19 protein-coding genes are annotated in these 17,073 nt (G+C 69.6%); 6 read left to right on the top strand and 13 right to left on the bottom strand.

All coding sequences use genetic code 11. The features are described 5' to 3' along the window. The first annotated feature begins 64 nt into the window (after positions 1-64). The 3 genes from SAM23877_RS24340 to SAM23877_RS24330 all read left to right on the top strand — a co-directional run bounded on the left by SAM23877_RS24340 (position 65) and on the right by SAM23877_RS24330 (position 2,278). Positions 65-847, top strand: coding sequence for an ABC transporter ATP-binding protein (locus SAM23877_RS24340; RefSeq protein ID WP_053137161.1), 783 nt, complete (start codon positions 65-67; stop codon positions 845-847). Positions 848-942: 95 nt separating this feature from the next. Next, positions 943-1,692, top strand: coding sequence for an ABC transporter permease (locus SAM23877_RS24335; RefSeq protein WP_053137158.1), 750 nt, complete (start codon positions 943-945; stop codon positions 1,690-1,692). Between the two features lie 13 nt (positions 1,693-1,705). Next, positions 1,706-2,278: a cob(I)yrinic acid a,c-diamide adenosyltransferase gene (locus SAM23877_RS24330; protein WP_053137154.1), complete on the top strand. Its 573-nt coding sequence runs from the start codon at positions 1,706-1,708 to the stop codon at positions 2,276-2,278. Here SAM23877_RS24330 and SAM23877_RS24325 read toward each other — a convergent pair. Together SAM23877_RS24325 and SAM23877_RS24320 are read right to left on the bottom strand one after the other, a co-directional pair. Then, complete coding sequence (locus tag SAM23877_RS24325) at positions 2,275-2,466, bottom strand: DUF5708 family protein (protein ID WP_053137151.1); 192 nt, start codon at positions 2,464-2,466, stop codon at positions 2,275-2,277. The two genes, SAM23877_RS24330 and SAM23877_RS24325, sit on opposite strands and share 4 nt — an antisense overlap. Then, on the bottom strand, positions 2,463-3,053 hold the full coding sequence (locus SAM23877_RS24320) for a hypothetical protein (RefSeq protein ID WP_053137149.1): 591 nt from the start codon (positions 3,051-3,053) through the stop codon (positions 2,463-2,465). The genes SAM23877_RS24325 and SAM23877_RS24320 overlap by 4 nt, the downstream gene beginning before the upstream one ends. Positions 3,054-3,205: 152 nt before the next feature. Between SAM23877_RS24320 and SAM23877_RS24315 the strand changes: the two genes are divergently transcribed. From SAM23877_RS24315 to SAM23877_RS24305, 3 genes are all read left to right on the top strand, one after another. Beyond that, positions 3,206-4,402: a sensor histidine kinase gene (locus SAM23877_RS24315; RefSeq protein WP_053137146.1), complete on the top strand. Its 1,197-nt coding sequence runs from the start codon at positions 3,206-3,208 to the stop codon at positions 4,400-4,402. After that, positions 4,399-5,040 (top strand): response regulator, encoded by a 642-nt coding sequence (locus tag SAM23877_RS24310; RefSeq protein WP_053137143.1) that lies wholly within the window; start codon positions 4,399-4,401, stop codon positions 5,038-5,040. Before SAM23877_RS24315 ends, SAM23877_RS24310 begins: the two co-directional genes overlap by 4 nt. A 122-nt stretch (positions 5,041-5,162) precedes the next feature. Further along, complete coding sequence (locus SAM23877_RS24305) at positions 5,163-6,986, top strand: glycoside hydrolase family 18 chitinase (RefSeq protein ID WP_053137140.1); 1,824 nt, start codon at positions 5,163-5,165, stop codon at positions 6,984-6,986. A 72-nt stretch (positions 6,987-7,058) separates the two neighbouring features. Here SAM23877_RS24305 and SAM23877_RS24300 read toward each other — a convergent pair whose 3' ends face one another. The 11 genes from SAM23877_RS24300 to SAM23877_RS24250 form a co-directional block, all read right to left on the bottom strand. Further along, positions 7,059-7,505 carry a DUF2550 domain-containing protein gene (locus tag SAM23877_RS24300; protein ID WP_053137137.1) on the bottom strand — a complete coding sequence of 149 codons (447 nt, stop codon included), beginning with the start codon at positions 7,503-7,505 and terminating at the stop codon, positions 7,059-7,061. Positions 7,506-7,647: 142 nt separating this feature from the next. Next, entirely contained in the window at positions 7,648-8,022 is a 375-nt protein-coding gene (locus SAM23877_RS24295) for a F0F1 ATP synthase subunit epsilon (RefSeq protein WP_019326852.1), read from the bottom strand. A gap of 130 nt (positions 8,023-8,152) precedes the next feature. Next, on the bottom strand, positions 8,153-9,601 hold the full coding sequence (gene atpD, locus SAM23877_RS24290) for a F0F1 ATP synthase subunit beta (protein ID WP_053137134.1): 1,449 nt from the start codon (positions 9,599-9,601) through the stop codon (positions 8,153-8,155). Then, positions 9,601-10,518, bottom strand: coding sequence for a F0F1 ATP synthase subunit gamma (locus SAM23877_RS24285; protein WP_053137131.1), 918 nt, complete (start codon positions 10,516-10,518; stop codon positions 9,601-9,603). Before SAM23877_RS24285 ends, atpD begins: the two co-directional genes overlap by 1 nt. A 21-nt stretch (positions 10,519-10,539) precedes the next feature. Beyond that, a complete protein-coding gene (gene atpA, locus SAM23877_RS24280; RefSeq protein WP_053137129.1) occupies positions 10,540-12,129 on the bottom strand; it encodes a F0F1 ATP synthase subunit alpha in 1,590 nt (529 codons plus the stop codon). 154 nt (positions 12,130-12,283) lie between these two features. Then, positions 12,284-13,099: a F0F1 ATP synthase subunit delta gene (locus SAM23877_RS24275; RefSeq protein WP_053137126.1), complete on the bottom strand. Its 816-nt coding sequence runs from the start codon at positions 13,097-13,099 to the stop codon at positions 12,284-12,286. After that, a complete protein-coding gene (locus SAM23877_RS24270; protein ID WP_079030398.1) occupies positions 13,096-13,656 on the bottom strand; it encodes a F0F1 ATP synthase subunit B in 561 nt (186 codons plus the stop codon). The genes SAM23877_RS24275 and SAM23877_RS24270 overlap by 4 nt, the downstream gene beginning before the upstream one ends. A 41-nt stretch (positions 13,657-13,697) precedes the next feature. Beyond that, positions 13,698-13,922, bottom strand: coding sequence for an ATP synthase F0 subunit C (gene atpE / locus SAM23877_RS24265; protein WP_030545783.1), 225 nt, complete (start codon positions 13,920-13,922; stop codon positions 13,698-13,700). Between the two features lie 74 nt (positions 13,923-13,996). Next, on the bottom strand, positions 13,997-14,836 hold the full coding sequence (gene atpB / locus SAM23877_RS24260) for a F0F1 ATP synthase subunit A (RefSeq protein ID WP_053137123.1): 840 nt from the start codon (positions 14,834-14,836) through the stop codon (positions 13,997-13,999). A 210-nt stretch (positions 14,837-15,046) separates the two neighbouring features. Further along, positions 15,047-15,481, bottom strand: a complete 435-nt coding sequence (locus SAM23877_RS24255) for a Cg1360 family ATP-synthase-associated protein (RefSeq protein ID WP_053137120.1) — start codon at positions 15,479-15,481, stop codon at positions 15,047-15,049. Positions 15,482-15,768: 287 nt separating this feature from the next. Further along, complete coding sequence (locus tag SAM23877_RS24250; protein ID WP_053137117.1) at positions 15,769-17,064, bottom strand: MraY family glycosyltransferase; 1,296 nt, start codon at positions 17,062-17,064, stop codon at positions 15,769-15,771. Positions 17,065-17,073: the final 9 nt, after the last annotated feature.

Below are 17,073 nucleotides of genomic sequence, written 5' to 3'. Positions count from 1 at the left end.
TCGCTGGGCCCACTGAAAACTTGGAGTCGTTGCAAAAATTGAGTGACTCTGTTTTTCTGGGGCCATGGCAATCATCAGTACGGCCGGTCTCGCCCGCACCTTCGAGACGAAGCACGGCCCGGTCGAAGCGGTGCGCGGCATCGACCTGACCGTCCGCGCGGGCGAGATCCTCGGCTTCCTGGGCCCCAACGGCGCCGGCAAGACCACCACCCTCCGGATGCTCACGACGCTGCTGGCCCCCACCGGCGGCGCGGCCACCGTCGCCGGCCACGACCTGGTGACCGACCCGGCGGCGGTCCGCCGGGCCTGCGGTTACGTGGCGCAGTCGGGCGGGGTGGACGCGCAGGTCACCGTGCGGGAGGAGCTGGTCACCCAGGGCCGCCTGTACCGCCTGTCCAAGGCGCGGGCCGTCGAGCGCGCCGGGGAGCTCGCCCGCGACCTGGACCTCACCGAGTTCCTCGACCGCAGGTGCGGCGCGCTCTCCGGCGGCCAGCGGCGCCGGCTGGACATCGCGATGGCGCTCACGCACCGCCCGGAGGTGCTCTTCCTGGACGAGCCGACGACCGGCCTCGACCCCGGCAGCCGCGCCGACCTGTGGGACCTGGTCCGCCGGCTGCGCGACGACCACGGCACCACGGTCTTCCTCACCACGCACTACCTCGACGAGGCCGACGCCCTCGCCGACCGCCTGGTGGTCGTGGACCGGGGCGTGGTGGCGGCCGAGGGCACCCCCGGCGCGCTGAAGCTGGAGTACGGCGGCTCGCTCGACGCCTCGCTCCAGGACACCTTCCTCGCCGTCACCGGCCGCAGCGCCGCACCCGCCGACGCCACCCCCGTGGCCGTATGACCTCCCCCGGCCCCCCGACCGTACGGCCCCGCCACCCCGCGGCCGTACGACCCCGCCGCTCCGCGGCCGTACCGCCCCAGGACCCGAGGACCCCGATGCTGCTCCACGACACCGCCATCATCTACGGCCGCTATCTGCGCCAGTCCCTGCGCTCCCGGCTCGCCCTGCTCTTCGGCGTGCTGATGCCGCTGCTGTACCTGCTCTTCTTCGGCCCCCTGCTGACCGACCTGCCGCTCGGCGGACACGGCAGCTCGTGGCAGGTGCTCGTCCCCGGCCTGCTGCTCCAACTCGGCTTGTTCGGCGCCTCCTTCGCGGGCTTCTCGATCATCGTCGAGAACACCCAGGGGGTGGTCGAACGCATGCGTGTCACGCCGGTCAGCCGTCTGGCGCTGCTGCTGGGCAGGGTGCTGCGGGACGCCACCGTCTTCGCGTTCCAGGCGGTCCTGCTGGTGCTGGCCGCGCTGGTGATGGGGCTGCGCGCGCCCCTTGCCGGCGTGCTCGTCGGGTTCGTGTTCGTCGCCCTGCTGACCGTCTCGCTGGCGTCGCTGTCGTACGCGCTGGCGATGAAGGTCCGTACGCCGGGGGAGTTCGGGCCCACCGTCAACGCGCTGACCATGCCGTCGATGCTGCTGTCGGGCCTGATGCTCCCGATGACCCTGGGCCCGGCCTGGCTGGACGTGCTCTCGCACCTGATGCCGTTCCGCTACCTGGTCGACGCGATGCGCGACGCCTACGTCGGCAGCTACGCGACCGCGCACATGCTGTACGGCGCGCTGGTCGCCGTCGCCCTCACCGCGCTGGCCGTGACGGTGGGCACACGCGTCTTCCGTACCGCCGGGGCGTAACTACGCTGGCCTCATGGTCAACCTGACGCGCATCTACACCCGGACCGGCGACCAGGGCACCACCGCCCTCGGTGACATGAGCCGGACCCCCAAGACAGACCTCAGGATCTCCGCGTACGCCGACGCCAACGAGGCGAACGCGGTGATCGGCACGGCGATCGCACTCGGCGGCCTGCACGAGGAGATCGTCAAGGTCCTAGTCCGCGTGCAGAACGACCTCTTCGACGTGGGCGCGGACCTGTCGACGCCGGTGGTGCAGGACCCGAAGTTCCCGCCGCTGCGCGTCGAGCAGTTCTACGTCGACAAGCTGGAGGCCGACTGCGACCGCTTCCTGGCCGAGGTGGAGAAGCTCCGCTCCTTCATCCTGCCCGGCGGCACGCCCGGCGCGGCCCTGCTGCACCAGGCGTGCACGGTGGTCCGCCGGGCCGAGCGCTCCACCTGGGCGGCGCTGGAGGTCCACGGCGAGACGATGAACCCGCTGGCCGCGACCTACCTCAACCGGCTCTCCGACCTGCTCTTCATCCTGGCCCGCGTGGCCAACAAGGAGGTCGGCGACGTGCTGTGGGTGCCGGGCGGGGAGCGCTAGGCGGGCCGGCGCGCCGACCGGTACACGCCCCACGCGGTCTGCGCGCCGCCGAAGCACATCAGCGCGACCCCCACCTTGGTCGGGGTGACCACGGGGACGTCCACGTCCCCGGTGAACCACCACAGGGCGAGGCCGACCAGGAACGTGGCCCCGCCCTCCCACAGGTGCCGCTCGGACAGGAACCTCATCGGCCCACGCCCTCCTTCCGCGCCTCGCGCCCGGAGGTGACCGGGGCCGTCTCGGCCGGGGCCTTCTTCGGCCAGATCAGGTACGTCAGCGCGATCAGGCCGTGGATGCCGGCGGCGCGCCAGGCGGTGTACTGCCAGGCCTCCAGGGAGCCGGTGCGGCTCGGGTCGTCGACGTACCACATGGCGAGCTGGAGCAGTCCGGTCGCCACGGCGGCGGCGAGCAGCGTGCCGAGCCACACCCTGCCCTCGTGCCGGGCGCGGGCCATGCCGTGGCGCGGCGGCCCGGCCGGTTTCGGGGCTCCGCCGAGCCGGTGGGCGGCGTGGCCGTCGAGCCACTTCACGGTGCGGTGGCCGTGGCCGACGGTGTAGCCGATGTACAGGGCCGCCAGGCCGTGCCTCCAGCTCGGGTCGGCTCCGTTCTCGAGGTCCAGCGCGGTGACGATCAGCAGCACGACCTCCAGCAGCGGTTCGCACAGCAGCAGCGCCATGCCCGTGTGCGGCATCCGCAGCAGGTAGCGGGTGGCCAGTCCGGCCGCCAGCAGGACCCAGAAGCCGATCTCGCAGACGATGATCAACGTGACGATCACGGTTCGCTCCTCTCGATCGCCCTTCCAGGCTCCCGTGCGCGGCGGCCCGGATCGTCGTCGCCGGTGACGAACCTGCGCTACATCGAAAGATGCAGTGCGGGACCCTCCCGCCGGATCAGGCGGGCGGGGTGCGCGCCGTGTTGGATGGTGGCATGGCCCCACGACTCCCCCGCCCGCGCCGCTTCGACGTGTACGCCGCGTCGGCCGGTCTGCTGGGCGGGCTGCTGCTGTGGGGCATCGGGCTGGGGGTCCGCCCGGCCGGCGAGCCGATCGTGCTGTTCGACGGCCGCTGGCCGCTGCTGCTCCCGCTGGTGGTGATGGCGGGCTGTGAGCTGCTGCGCAGGGCCGCGCCGCGGACCGGTCTGCTGATCGGTACGGCCGCGCTGGTCGCGGACACGCTCACGCAGGGCAACCTGGTCACGGTGATCATGTACACCGACGTGATGTACGCCGCCGTGCTCTACGGCCCGCCCGCCTCGGCCCGCCGCATCCCGTGGATCACCGGGCTGCTCACGGTGGCCGGGACGGTCGTGCCGTTCGCGCTGTGGCGGGTGCCCGAGGCGCTGCTCATCGGGGTGGCCGTCGGAATCGTGTCGTTCGCGCCCGCCTCGACCGGGCTGATCGTGCGCAGTCACCGGGAGGCCGCCGACGCCGCCCGGCTGCGGGCCGAGCAGACCGCGCTGCTGGCCGAGATGGACCGCGTGCAGGCGGTGACCGCGGAGCGTTCCCGGATGGCACGCGAGCTGCACGACATGGTGGCCAACCACCTCTCCGCGATCGCCATCCACTCCACGGCCGCGCTCTCCCTGGACGACCCGGCGACCACCCGGCAGGCGCTCGGCGTGATCCGCGAGAACAGCGTCGAGGGGCTGGCCGAGATGCGGCGGCTGATCGGCATCCTGCGGGACACCGGCGGGGACACCGAGCCCGCCGCGGCCCCCACCCTGGACGGCATCGGCGCCCTGGTCGACGGCGCCCGCGCCAACGGGCTCGACGTCACCCTGGAGGCGGCGCCCGGCGAGGGACTGCCCGCGCCGGTCGAGCTGGCCGCGTACCGGATCGTCCAGGAGTCCCTCACCAACGCGCTCAAGCACGCGGCGCCGGGCACGGTACGGGTCGCGCTCACCCGGCACGACGACGTCCTGCACGTCCGGGTGACCAGCCCGTACGGCGACCGCGACACCCCGCGCGCCCCCGGGTCGGGCGCCGGGCTGGTCGGTATGCGGGAGCGGACCGCGCTGCTGCACGGCACCTTCGAGGCCGGTCCGGTGGCGGACCCCGACTCGGCGGGCGGCAAGATCTGGGACGTACGCGCCGCGCTGCCCCTGACCGAAGGAGACCCGACATGATCCGCGTCCTCGTCGCCGAGGACCAGTCGGCCGTCCGGGCCGGACTGGTGCTGATCCTGGGCAGTGCCCCGGACATCGAGGTGGTCGGGGAGGCCGCGGACGGCGAGCGGGCGGTGGCCCTGGCCCGGGAGCTGCGGCCGGACCTGGTGCTGATGGACGTGCAGATGCCGCGGCTGGACGGGGTGTCGGCGACCCGGATGGTGGTCGACGAGCGGCTCGCCGACGTCCTGGTGCTGACCACCTTCGACCTGGACGAGTACGTCTTCGGGGCGCTGCGGGCGGGAGCCGCCGGGTTCCTGCTCAAGAACACGGAGGCCAAGGACCTGCTCACGGCCGTGCGCACGGTGGCGAACGGGGAGGGGATCGTGGCCCCGGCCGTCACCCGGCGCCTGATCGCCGAGTTCGCCGCCAAGCCGGTCCGGGAGCCGACCGCCGATCCGGCGGTGCTGGAGGAGCTGACCCGGCGCGAGCGCGAGGTGCTCTCGTGTCTCGGTGAAGGGCTGCCCAACGCGGCGATCGCGGACCGCCTGAACATGGCCGAGGCCACGGTGAAGACGCACGTCAGCCGTCTGCTGGGCAAGCTGGGGCTGCGCAGCCGGGTGCAAGCGGCGATGCTGGCGCAGGAGTTGGGGATCTAACGGGCCATCGGGACACTGGTCCAGACCTATTGACCTAAGGTCCAGACCTTTCTATTCTCGCGGCACTGCGGGCCGATGGCTCAGTCGGCCCGCGCCGACAACCCCACATAAGGAGGCGCAGCATGCGCTTCAGACACAGAGCCGCGGCACTGCTCGCGACCCTGTCGCTCCCGCTGGCCGGTCTGGTGGGCCTCGCGAGTCCGGCCCAGGCGGCCACGACCGCGACGGCCACCTTCGCCAAGACCTCGGACTGGGGCACGGGCTTCGGCGGCAACTGGACGGTGAAGAACACCGGCACCACCACCATCAACTCCTGGACCGTCGAGTGGGACTTCCCCTCCGGGACCAAGGTCACCTCGGCCTGGGACGCCACGGTCACCAACTCCGGTGACCACTGGACCGCCAAGAACGTCGGCTGGAACGGGACGCTCGCCCCCGGCGCCTCGGTCTCCTTCGGCTTCAACGGCAGCGGCCCCGGCTCCCCCTCGAACTGCAAGCTCAACGGCGGCAGCTGCGACGGCACCTCCGTCCCCGGCGACGCCGCCCCCTCCGCGCCCGGCACGCCCACCGCCTCGGACGTCACCGACACCTCGGTGAAGCTGTCCTGGTCGGCGGCGACCGACGACAAGGGCGTCAAGAACTACGACGTCCTGCGCGACGGCACGAAGGTCGCCACCGTCACCGGCACCACCTACACCAACACCGGCCTGACCAAGGGCACCGACTACTCGTACACCGTCCAGGCCCGCGACACCGCCGACCAGACCGGTCCGGCCAGCGGCGCCGTCAAGGTCCGCACCACCGGCGGCGGCGGAGGCGAGCCCGGCCCGAGCGGCAAGGTCAACCTCGGCTACTTCACCGAGTGGGGCGTCTACGGGCGCAACTACCACGTCAAGAACCTGGTGACCTCGGGCTCCGCCTCCAAGATCACCCACATCAACTACGCGTTCGGCAACGTCAAGAACGGTCAGTGCACCGTCGACGACACCTTCGCCGCGTACGAGAAGGCCTACACCGCCGACCAGTCCGTCAGCGGCACCGCCGACACCTGGGACCAGCCGCTGCGCGGCAACTTCAACCAGCTGCGCCAGCTGAAGGCCAAGTACCCGCACATCAAGGTGCTGTACTCCTTCGGCGGCTGGACCTACTCCGGCGGCTTCGGCCAGGCGGCGCAGAACCCGGCCGCGTTCGCCAAGTCCTGCAAGGCCGTCGTGGAGGACCCGCGCTGGGCCGACGTCTTCGACGGCATCGACATCGACTGGGAGTACCCGAACGCCTGCGGCCTGACCTGCGACACCTCCGGCCCCGCCGCCTTCAAGAACCTCTCCCAGGCGCTGCGCAACGAGTTCGGCTCGAACTACCTCGTCACCGCCGCCATCACCGCGGACGGCTCCGCCGGCGGCAAGATCGACGCGGCCGACTACGGCGGCGCCTCCCAGTACCTCGACTGGTACAACGTGATGACGTACGACTACTTCGGCGCCTGGGCGACCACCGGCCCGACCGCCCCGCACTCCCCGCTGACCTCGTACTCCGGCATCCCGACCGCGGGCTTCAACTCCGCGGACGCGATCGCCAAGCTCAAGGCCAAGGGCGTGCCGTCCGCCAAGCTCCTGCTCGGCATCGGCTTCTACGGCCGCGGCTGGACCGGCGTCACCCAGTCCGCTCCCGGCGGCACGGCGACCGGCGCGGCACCCGGCACCTACGAGGCCGGTATCGAGGACTACAAGGTCCTGAAGAACGCCTGTCCGGTCACCGGCACGGTCGCCGGCACGGCGTACGCGCACTGCGGCAACCAGTGGTGGTCGTACGACACCCCGTCGACCATCGCGGGCAAGATGACCTGGGCCAAGAACCAGGGCCTCGGCGGTGCGTTCTTCTGGGAGTTCAGCGGTGACACGGCCAACGGCGAGCTGGTGGGCGCCATCAGCAGCGGCCTGAAGTAACCGAGTCCCCGAACGACGTCGGCCCTCTCCCGGACGGAGTCCGGGGGAGGGCCACCCAGCGAGTGAAGGTGGCTACGCCACGTTCACTCGCTGTCCGGGTGGGGCCGCCTCCAGCCACGCCAGGAATCCGGTCAGCGCGTCCTCGCTCATCGCCAGTTCGAGTCGGGTGTCCCGATGGACGCAGGCGAGCACGACCGCGTCCGAGAGCAACGCCAGCTCCTCCTCGCCGTCCGGCACACGGCGGCCGGCCACCTCGATCGCCGAACGTTCCAGGACGCGGCGCGGGCGAGGGGAGTACGAGAAGACGCGGTACCACTCGACCCGGTCCCCGTTGTAGCGGGCCACCCCGTAGGACCAGCCCTTGCCGGCGGCGTCGCCCTCCTCGGGGGCGTCCCAGCGCAGAGAACAGTCGAAGGTGCCGCCCGACCGCTGGATCAGCCGCCGGCGCAGCCCGAAGACGAAGAGTCCGATCACCACCAGGGCGACGACAATTCCGCACACAGTCAGAGCGAGGACCATCGACACCGACCTCCTCGTCTCCTAGGTAACGGAACGGAAAAAACACCCGGATCTGCCTCAGCCGCGGCCGGGTCCGGATCACTCCGGTCCCAGCCGCGGCTGAGTGACGTCATAGCACGACGCTATCGCACAGTGCTGTGGATCAGCGTCCCGCCGCCGCGCGCAGTCGGACGTCCGCGCGACGCTCGGCGTGGGCGTCGCCCTCCGCCTTCGCGCGCTCGAGCTCCCGCTCCGCGCGCTGGACGTCAATCTCGTCCGACAGCTCGGCGATCTCGGCCAGCAGCGACAGCTTGTTGTCCGCGAACGAGATGAAACCGCCGTGCACCGCGGCGACGACCGTCCCACCATCACTCGTACGGATGGTCACCGGGCCCGACTCCAGCACACCGAGCAGCGGCTGGTGACCGGGCATGACGCCGATGTCGCCGGACGTGGTGCGCGCGACGACCAGGGTGGCCTCGCCGGACCAGACCTCTCGGTCGGCCGCGACCAGCGCGACGTGCAGCTCAGCAGCCAAGGTGGCTCCTCGGGTCACCACCCGGCCGGAGAGCCGGGTGTTGGTTACAAGTCTAAGGGGCGTGACGGAGGGGACGGGACGTGCCCGCCCCCTCCGGTGTGAGCCGTGAGGCCCACGTCGAGCACGAGGCTCAGGAGACGCCCAGCTCCTTCGCGTTCTTCTTCAGGTCCTCGATGCCACCGCACATGAAGAACGCCTGCTCCGGGAAGTGGTCGTACTCACCGTCGCAGATCGAGTTGAACGCGGCGATCGACTCGTCCAGCGGCACGTCCGAACCGTCCACGCCGGTGAACTGCTTGGCGACGTGGGTGTTCTGGGACAGGAAGCGCTCCACGCGACGGGCACGGTGGACGACGAGCTTGTCCTCCTCGCCGAGCTCGTCGATACCGAGGATCGCGATGATGTCCTGCAGGTCCTTGTACTTCTGCAGGATGTTCTTCACGCGCATCGCGGCCTGGTAGTGGTCCGCCGCGATGTACCGCGGGTCGAGGATGCGGGACGTCGAGTCCAGCGGGTCCACGGCCGGGTAGATGCCCTTCTCCGAGATCGGACGGGAGAGCACCGTCGTCGCGTCGAGGTGGGCGAAGGTGGTGGCCGGGGCCGGGTCGGTCAGGTCGTCCGCGGGGACGTAGATCGCCTGCATCGAGGTGATCGAGTGACCACGGGTCGAGGTGATGCGCTCCTGGAGGAGACCCATCTCGTCGGCCAGGTTCGGCTGGTAGCCCACCGCGGAGGGCATGCGGCCGAGCAGGGTCGACACCTCGGAGCCCGCCTGGGTGAAGCGGAAGATGTTGTCGATGAAGAACAGCACGTCCTGCTTCTGGACGTCGCGGAAGTACTCGGCCATGGTCAGGCCGGCCAGCGCGACGCGCAGACGGGTGCCCGGCGGCTCGTCCATCTGACCGAAGACCAGCGCGGTCTTGTCGATGACGCCGGACTCGCTCATCTCGTCGATGAGGTCGTTGCCCTCACGGGTGCGCTCACCGACACCGGCGAACACGGAGACACCGTCGTGGTTGTTGGCGACGCGGTAGATCATCTCCTGGATGAGCACCGTCTTGCCCACGCCGGCGCCGCCGAACAGGCCGATCTTGCCGCCCTTGACGTACGGGGTCAGCAGGTCGATGACCTTGACGCCGGTCTCGAACATCTCGGTCTTCGACTCGAGCTCGTCGAAGTTCGGCGCCTTGCGGTGGATCGGCCAGCGCTCACCGGTGTAGGTCTCGTCGACGTTCAGCACCTCACCGAGGGTGTTGAACACCTTGCCCTTGGTGAAGTCGCCGACGGGCACGGAGATGGCCGAGCCCGTGTCGGTGACCTGGGCCTGGCGGACCAGGCCGTCGGTGGGCTGCATGGAGATGGTGCGGACCAGGCCGTCACCCAGGTGCTGGGCGACCTCCAGGGTCAGCGTCTTCAGCTCGCCCGCCTGCGCCGGGTCCGCGACCTCGACGTGCAGGGCGTTGTAGATCTCCGGCATCGCGTCGACGGGGAACTCCACGTCGACGACCGGGCCGATGACCCGCGCGACGCGGCCGGTGGCCACGCCCGACGCAGCGGTCGGCTCAACAGTGGTGGTCATTACTTGTCACTCCCCGCGGTCGCGTCGGCCAGTGCGCTCGCGCCACCGACGATCTCGCTGATTTCCTGGGTGATTTCGGCCTGGCGGGCCGCGTTGGCAAGACGGGAGAGCGTGTTGATCAGCTCACCCGCGTTGTCGGTGGCCGACTTCATCGCGCGCCGCGTGGCGGCGTGCTTGGAAGCGGCCGACTGCAGCAGCGCGTTGTAGATGCGGCTCTCGACGTAGCGCGGCAGCAGGGCGTCGAGGACGTCCTCCGCCGACGGCTCGAAGTCGAACAGCGGGAGGATCTCGTCCTTCGCCGTCGACTCCTGCGCGACCTCTTCGAGGCGCAGCGGAAGCAGCCGGGAGTCGATCGCCGTCTGCGTCATCATCGAGACGAACTCGGTGTAGACGATGTGGAGCTCGTCCACGCCGCCCTCCGCCGTCTCCTTCTCGATGGCCTCGATCAGCGGCGCCGCGACCTTCTTGGCGTCCGCGTACGAGGGCTCGTCGGTGAAGCCCGTGAACGACTCCGCGACCTTGCGCTCACGGAAGTTGTAGTGGGCGAGACCGCGCCGGCCGACGATGAAGGCGTCGACCTGCTTGCCCTCGCGCTCGAGGCGCTCGGTCAGCTGCTCCGCCGCCTTGATGGCGTTGGAGTTGAAGGCGCCGGCCAGGCCGCGGTCGCTCGTGAGGAGCAGAACCGCGGCACGGGTCGGGGTGTCCGCCTCCGTGGTCAGCGGGTGCTTCGTGTTCGACCCGGTGCCGACCGCCGTGACCGCGCGGGTCAGTTCCTGCGCGTACGGCGTGGAGGCCGCCACCTTGCGCTGCGCCTTGACGACGCGCGAGGCGGCGATCATCTCCATCGCCTTGGTGATCTTCTTGGTCGCGGTGACGGATCGGATGCGACGCTTGTAGACCCGGAGCTGGGCTCCCATGAGTCAGGTCCCTTCCTTACGTCACTTGGCGGCGGACGGGGCGTCCTCGCCGAGCAGCTTGCCGTCCGATGTCTCGAACTGCTTCTTGAACGCCGTGATCGCCTCGGCGATGGCCTGCAGGGTGTCGTCGGACATCTTGCCGCCCTCGCGGATGGAGGTCATGAGGCCCTGCTCCTTGCGGTGCAGGTACTCCAGGAGCTCCTTCTCGAAGCGGCGGATGTCGGCGACCGGCACCTCGTCCATCTTGCCGGTGGTGCCGGCCCAGACGGAGACGACCTGGTCCTCGGTGGACATCGGCTGGTACTGGTCCTGCTTCAGCAGCTCGACCATGCGCTGACCGCGCTCCAGCTGCGACTTCGACGCGGCGTCCAGGTCGGAACCGAAGGCGGCGAACGCCTCCAGCTCACGGAACTGGGCGAGGTCCACGCGCAGTCGGCCGGAGACCTGCTTCATGGCCTTGTGCTGGGCGGAGCCACCGACGCGGGAGACCGAGATACCGACGTTCAGGGCCGGACGCTGACCGGCGTTGAACAGGTCGGACTCCAGGAAGCACTGGCCGTCGGTGATGGAGATGACGTTGGTCGGGATGAACGCCGACACGTCGTTGGCCTTGGTCTCGACGATCGGCAGACCCGTCATCGAACCGGCGCCCTCGGCGTCGGAGAGCTTGGCACAGCGCTCCAGCAGACGGGAGTGCAGGTAGAAGACGTCACCCGGGTAGGCCTCGCGGCCCGGCGGGCGGCGCAGCAGCAGCGACACGGCGCGGTAGGCGTCGGCCTGCTTCGACAGGTCGTCGAAGATGATCAGGACGTGCTTGCCCTCGTACATCCACTGCTGGCCGATGGCCGAGCCGGTGTACGGCGCCAGGTACTTGAAGCCGGCCGGGTCGGACGCGGGGGCGGCCACGATGGTCGTGTACTCCAGCGCGCCGTTCTCCTCCAGCGCGCGGCGGACCGACGCGATGGTGGAGCCCTTCTGGCCGATGGCGACGTAGATGCAGCGGACCTGCTTGTTCGGGTCGCCGGTGCGCCAGTTGTCACGCTGGTTGATGATCGTGTCGACGGCCAGGGCGGTCTTGCCGGTCTGGCGGTCGCCGATGATCAGCTGACGCTGACCACGGCCGATCGGGGTCATGGCGTCGACGGCCTTGTAACCCGTCTCCATCGGCTCGTGCACCGACTTGCGCTGCATGACCGTGGGGGCCTGCAGTTCGAGGGCGCGGCGGCCCTCGGTCTCGATCTCGCCGAGGCCGTCGATCGGGTTGCCGAGGGGGTCGACCACGCGGCCGAGGTAGCCCTCGCCCACGGCGACCGACAGGACCTCGCCGGTGCGGGTGACCGGCTGGCCCTCCTCGATACCGCTGAACTCACCGAGGATGACGCAACCGATCTCGCGCTCCTCCAGGTTGAGGGCGAGGCCGAGGGTGCCGTCCTCGAACTTCAGCAGTTCGTTGGCCATGGCCGAGGGCAGGCCCTCGACCTTCGCGATGCCGTCGCCGGCAAGGGTGACCGTACCGACCTCCTCGCGCGAGGCCGCGTCCGGCTTGTACGACTGGACGAAGTTCTCCAGTGCGTCCCGGATCTCCTCCGGCCGGATCGTGAGCTCCGCCATCTGAGTTCCCTGCTCTCCTTGTTGGGCCCGAAGTTTCACTTGGGGGGTATTCCACGAGTCGGGACTCCCCCCAATGAGAGGTGAATCCTCTGCACGGCCCAACCAGGGCCGTCGTAAGTACGTACTGCTTGTTGTGCTGTTGTGGCGCGGAGCGTCAGCTCGCCATGCGGCGGCCGGCGTCCTCCAGGCGGTCCGCGATGGAGCCGTTGATGACCTCGTCACCGACCTGCACCCGGATCCCGCCGAGGACCTCGGGGTCCACGTCGAGGTTGAGGTGCATCGGGCGGCCGTAGATCTTCGCGAGAGCCGCGCCGAGGCGCTGCTTCTGCGGGTCGCTCAGCGGCACCGCCGAGGTGACGACGGCGACCATGCGGTCCCGCCGGTCCGCGGCGAGCTTGGACAGGGACTCGAGTCCCGTCTCCAGGCTACGTCCCCGCGGCGCGGTGACAAGGCGCGTCACCAGACGCTCGGTCGTCACCTCCGCCCGACCGCCGAGCAGGCTGCGCAGCAGCTCGCCCTTGGCCGCGGTGGTGGCCGAGCGGTTGGTCAGCGCGGCGCGCAGCTCGGTGGTCGAGGAGACGATCCGGCCGAACCGGAACAGCTCGTCCTCGACGTTGTCGAGCCGGCCCCGCTTCTGGGCCGCGGTGAGGTCGGCGGTGTTCGCCAGCTCCTCCAGCGCGTCCACCAGGTCGCGGGACTGCGACCAGCGGGAACGCACCATTCCGGACACCAGGTCGACGGCGGGGCCGCTGACCTGGGTGCCGAGGAGTCGCTGGGCGAGCTCGGCCTTGGCCTCGCCGCCCTGCGCCGGGTCGGTGAGGACCCGACGCAGCGATACCTCGCGGTGGAGCAGCGCGGTGACGGCGGCCAGCTCGTCGGCGAGCGAGCCGGCGTCCACGGACGTGGAGTCCGTCAGCGCGTCGAGACGCTCACGTGCGGCGGCAAGGGCCTCGCGGCTCGCTCCGTTCATCGCGTGGCCTCGGCCTTCGTCGCCTTGTCGTCCAGCTCGTCCAGGAAGCGGTCGATGACGCGGCTCTGCCGGGCGTGGTCCTCGAGGGACTCGCCGACGAGCTTGCCGGCCAGCTGAGTGGCCAGCTGTCCGACGTCCTGGCGCAGCGCGGACGCGGCGGCCTTGCGGTCGGCCTGGATCTGGGCGTGACCGGCGGCGATGATTTCCTCACGCTGCCGCTGGCCTTCCGCGCGCATCTCGGCGATGAGCGTGGCGCCCTGCTCCTGCGCCTCCTGGCGCAGGCGCGCGGCCTCGTGCCGGGCCTCGGCGAGCTGGGCCTTGTACTGCTCCAGGACGCTCTGGGCCTCGGTCTGCGCGGCCTCGGCCTTCTCGATACCGCCCTCGATGGCCTCGCGGCGCTCTTCCAGAACCTTGTTGATGTTCGGGAGCAGCTTCTTGGCGAGGAAGCCGAAGACGATGACGAAAGCGAGGAGGCCGATGACAACTTCCGGCCACGGCGGAATGAGGGGATTTTCCTTCTCCCCCTCAGCCGCCAGGAAAACCAGGGCGGATGTCACATCAGTGCCTTTCGTCGAAAGGGACGGTCGTCAGGTTCGTCTTAGTAGACGAACGGCATGACGAGACCGATCAGGGCGAGCGCCTCACAGAAGGCGAAGCCCAGGATCTGGTTGGCGCGGATGAGGCCGGCAGCCTCGGGCTGACGGGCGAGGGCCTGGGTGCCGTTACCGAAGATGATGCCGACGCCGACGCCGGGGCCAATGGCGGCCAGGCCGTAACCGACGGAGCTGAGCGAACCTTCGACGGCAGCAAGGGTCTGGGACATGCCAGTTCTTCCTTTTCTTTACGGACCGGTGGGGGTTGGCCACCGGACGGCTGGGGTGTGAGGCCGGGCGGGACTCAGTGGTGCTCGGCGAGCGCGCCCTGGATGTAGGTGCAGGTCAGCAGCACGAACACGTACGCCTGCACGGCCTGGATGAAGAGCTCGAAGGCCGTCATGACGATCGTCATGACGAACGAGACGCCGGCGTAGGCGATGCCGATGCCGTTCAGCAGGTACCAGCTGGCGATGGTGAAGAGCAGCAGCAGCGTGTGGCCCGCGAACATGTTCGCGAAGAGCCGGACGGCGTGCGTGAAGGGGCGGACGATCAGGTTCGAGAAGAACTCGATCGTCATCGCGAGCGGCAGCACCGCGCCGAGTGACTTGTCGTAGCCGGTGACGTTCTTGAAGAAGCCGACGAAGCCGTGGCGCTTGAAGGTGAGCGACACCCACAGGACGTAGACGATCGCGGCCATGGCGGCGGGGTAGGCGATGATCGACGTCACCGGGAACTGGGCGACCGGGATGATCGACCAGAGGTTCATCATCCAGATGAAGAAGAAGAGCGTCACGATGAGCGGGACGTACTTCTCGCCTTCCTTCTTGCCGAGGGTCTCGTAGACGACGCCGCGGCGGATGAAGTCGTATCCGGCCTCGGCGACCATCTGGAGCTTGCCCGGGACGACCTTCGGCTTGCCGAACGCCGCCCAGAAGAAGCCCACGATGACGATCGACCCGAGCAGCGCCAGGAGCATCGGCTTGTTGAAGTACAGGCCGTTGCCGTCTGCGTTGCCCCAGAGCGGCTCGAAGAGGAACGAGTGCAGGCCGGGAGCCGGGAAGCCACATCCGTCGAAGATGTGGCAGTCGGTCTCGAAGGCGAGCACCTGCGTCGGGTCAGCACTCACCGCGGGCTCCTTCATCGTGGCGCATGGGTACGGCAACCTCGTTGTGTCGGCGCGGCGCGTGACCGCAGTTCGGCACGGGACTGGTGTTACGGATGTGGGGGCGGCTGTGGGGCATCTCGCCTCGCGAATGAGCAGGCGTCAGCTCGGATGCCCGCGCCCGCGATGCCGCAGTTGGCACCGGACGATAGCAGGACTTCACATGCCTCTTTATCCCGGCCCTACCCCTCACGACGAGTGGCCCGTCTTCTCGGGCTTGTCGCTCGACGAGTCGGGTTCGACGTAGAGGATCTTGGCCTTCATGTGCGCCCGCGTCTGCGCGGCGATCCACGTGAGCGTGGCGACGACCAGAGTGATGGCGAAGGACCGGGGGTTGAACAGCGTCGTGTTCTTGAACGTGGCCAGGAAGACGAACAGCAGCAGGATCTGAGCCGCGTAGAGCATCAGGCCCATCGCCTGGAAAAGGTGCGGAAGCGTCTTGGCGGTGCGCTGGAGGACGTAGAGACCGATCCCCATGAAGAGCATCGCCAGCACGGTCGCGACGACGGCACCGACCGCCCCCTTGCCGCCGGCGACCACGGCGCTGACGACGGCGGCTACGGCGCCGACGGCAGCCGTGGGCACGGCAGCCTGAAGCAAGGTCCGGACGTCATTGGACGGCATGGCGGCAACTCCGCTTTTCACAGGGGGCAGGGTGTCGTCATGGACGAGCGTAGTCCCGGGCCGAACGAGGTCCTGACGGCCAAGAGACCGTCGCACTACGGTCCTTAGGCTCTACCCGGGGGTTCTCGTGAACCGTATCACAAACTATTTGATGAGGTCTTTACCTGTGGGTGTGCTTGCTGTCACACATGAGAGTGACAGTGCGCGTCTGTGCAGTCACTGCGCCCACTTGTCTGGTAATGGGGCAGTTCGTTCCCCCACGACTTGGCAATGCTCTAGTCAGATTCTTACCTTGCGCGCGAACGGGGGCCGACGGCGGTCGCCCCGTTGACGCCCGAGACACCCGCGGCGACCGGGACGCGCTCGTCCTCGACCTCGTCCGCGGCCACCGCGGGCCCGGCCTCGACGGCGGCCTTGCGGCGGCGGTAGCGGGGCGGCACGAAGTGCTCGGCCCAGCGCGGGGCGCGCGGTGTGAAGCGCGGCAGCAGGAGCAGGACCAGACCGATCGCGCTCAGGAAGACGACTCCCAGCACGATCCACATCGAAGCGGCGTTCACCGAGAAGGCCAGGGCCCCGAAGGCGATCAGCGCCGAGAAGAAGTACATGATCAGCACCGCGCGGCTGTGCGAGTGCCCGATCTCCAGCAGCCGGTGGTGCAGGTGTCCGCGGTCCGCGGCGAACGGCGACTGGCCCCGCCAGGTGCGCCGCACGATCGCCAGGATCAGGTCGGCGGCGGGGATGGCGATGATGGTCAGCGGCATCAGCAGCGGGATGTAGACCGGCACCATCTGGTGCACGGTGTTGCGCTCGGAGCCGGAGAACAGCCGCATCGCGTCCGGGTCCACCTGCCCCGTCACCGAGATCGCGCCCGCCGCCAGCACCAGGCCGATCAGCATCGAGCCGGAGTCGCCCATGAAGATCCGGGCGGGGTGCATGTTGTGCGGGAGGAATCCCAGGCACATGCCCATGAGGATGGCCGCGAACAGCGTCGCGGGGGCGGCCGCCTCGATGCCGTACGAGTACCAGATCCGGTAGGCGTACATGAAGAACGCCGCCGCCGCGATGCACACCGTGCCCGCCGCGAGACCGTCGAGGCCGTCGACGAAGTTGACCGCGTTGATGGTGATGACGACCAGCGCGACCGTCAGCAGGGTGCCCTGCCACTGGGTCAGCGCCACGTTGCCGACGCCGGGGACGGGGATCCACAGGATCGTCAGACCCTGCACCACCATCACGCCGGCGGCGATCATCTGCCCGCCGAGCTTGATCAGGGCGTCGATCTCGAACTTGTCGTCCAGGACGCCGATCAGCCAGATCAGGGCCGCGCCGGAGAGCAGGGCACGCGGCTCGTTGGAGCTCTCGAAGACCTCGCTCAGGTTGGTGAGGTGGTCGGCGACCAGCAGGCCCGCGCACAGCCCGAAGAACATCGCGATCCCGCCGAGGCGCGGAGTGGGCTCCCGGTGCACGTCACGTGCCCGGATCTCCGGCATCGCTCCCGCCACGATCGCGAACTTCCGTACCGGCCCTGTCAGCAGATACGTCACCGCGGCCGTCACGCAGAGCGTCAGCAGGTATTCACGCACGGGCTTCCC

The sequence above is a fragment of the Streptomyces ambofaciens ATCC 23877 genome, assembly GCF_001267885.1.
Lineage (GTDB): Bacteria > Actinomycetota > Actinomycetes > Streptomycetales > Streptomycetaceae > Streptomyces > Streptomyces ambofaciens.
The sequence above is the reverse complement of the archived record's forward strand: the minus strand, read 5'-3'. Positions and strand labels throughout refer to the sequence as shown.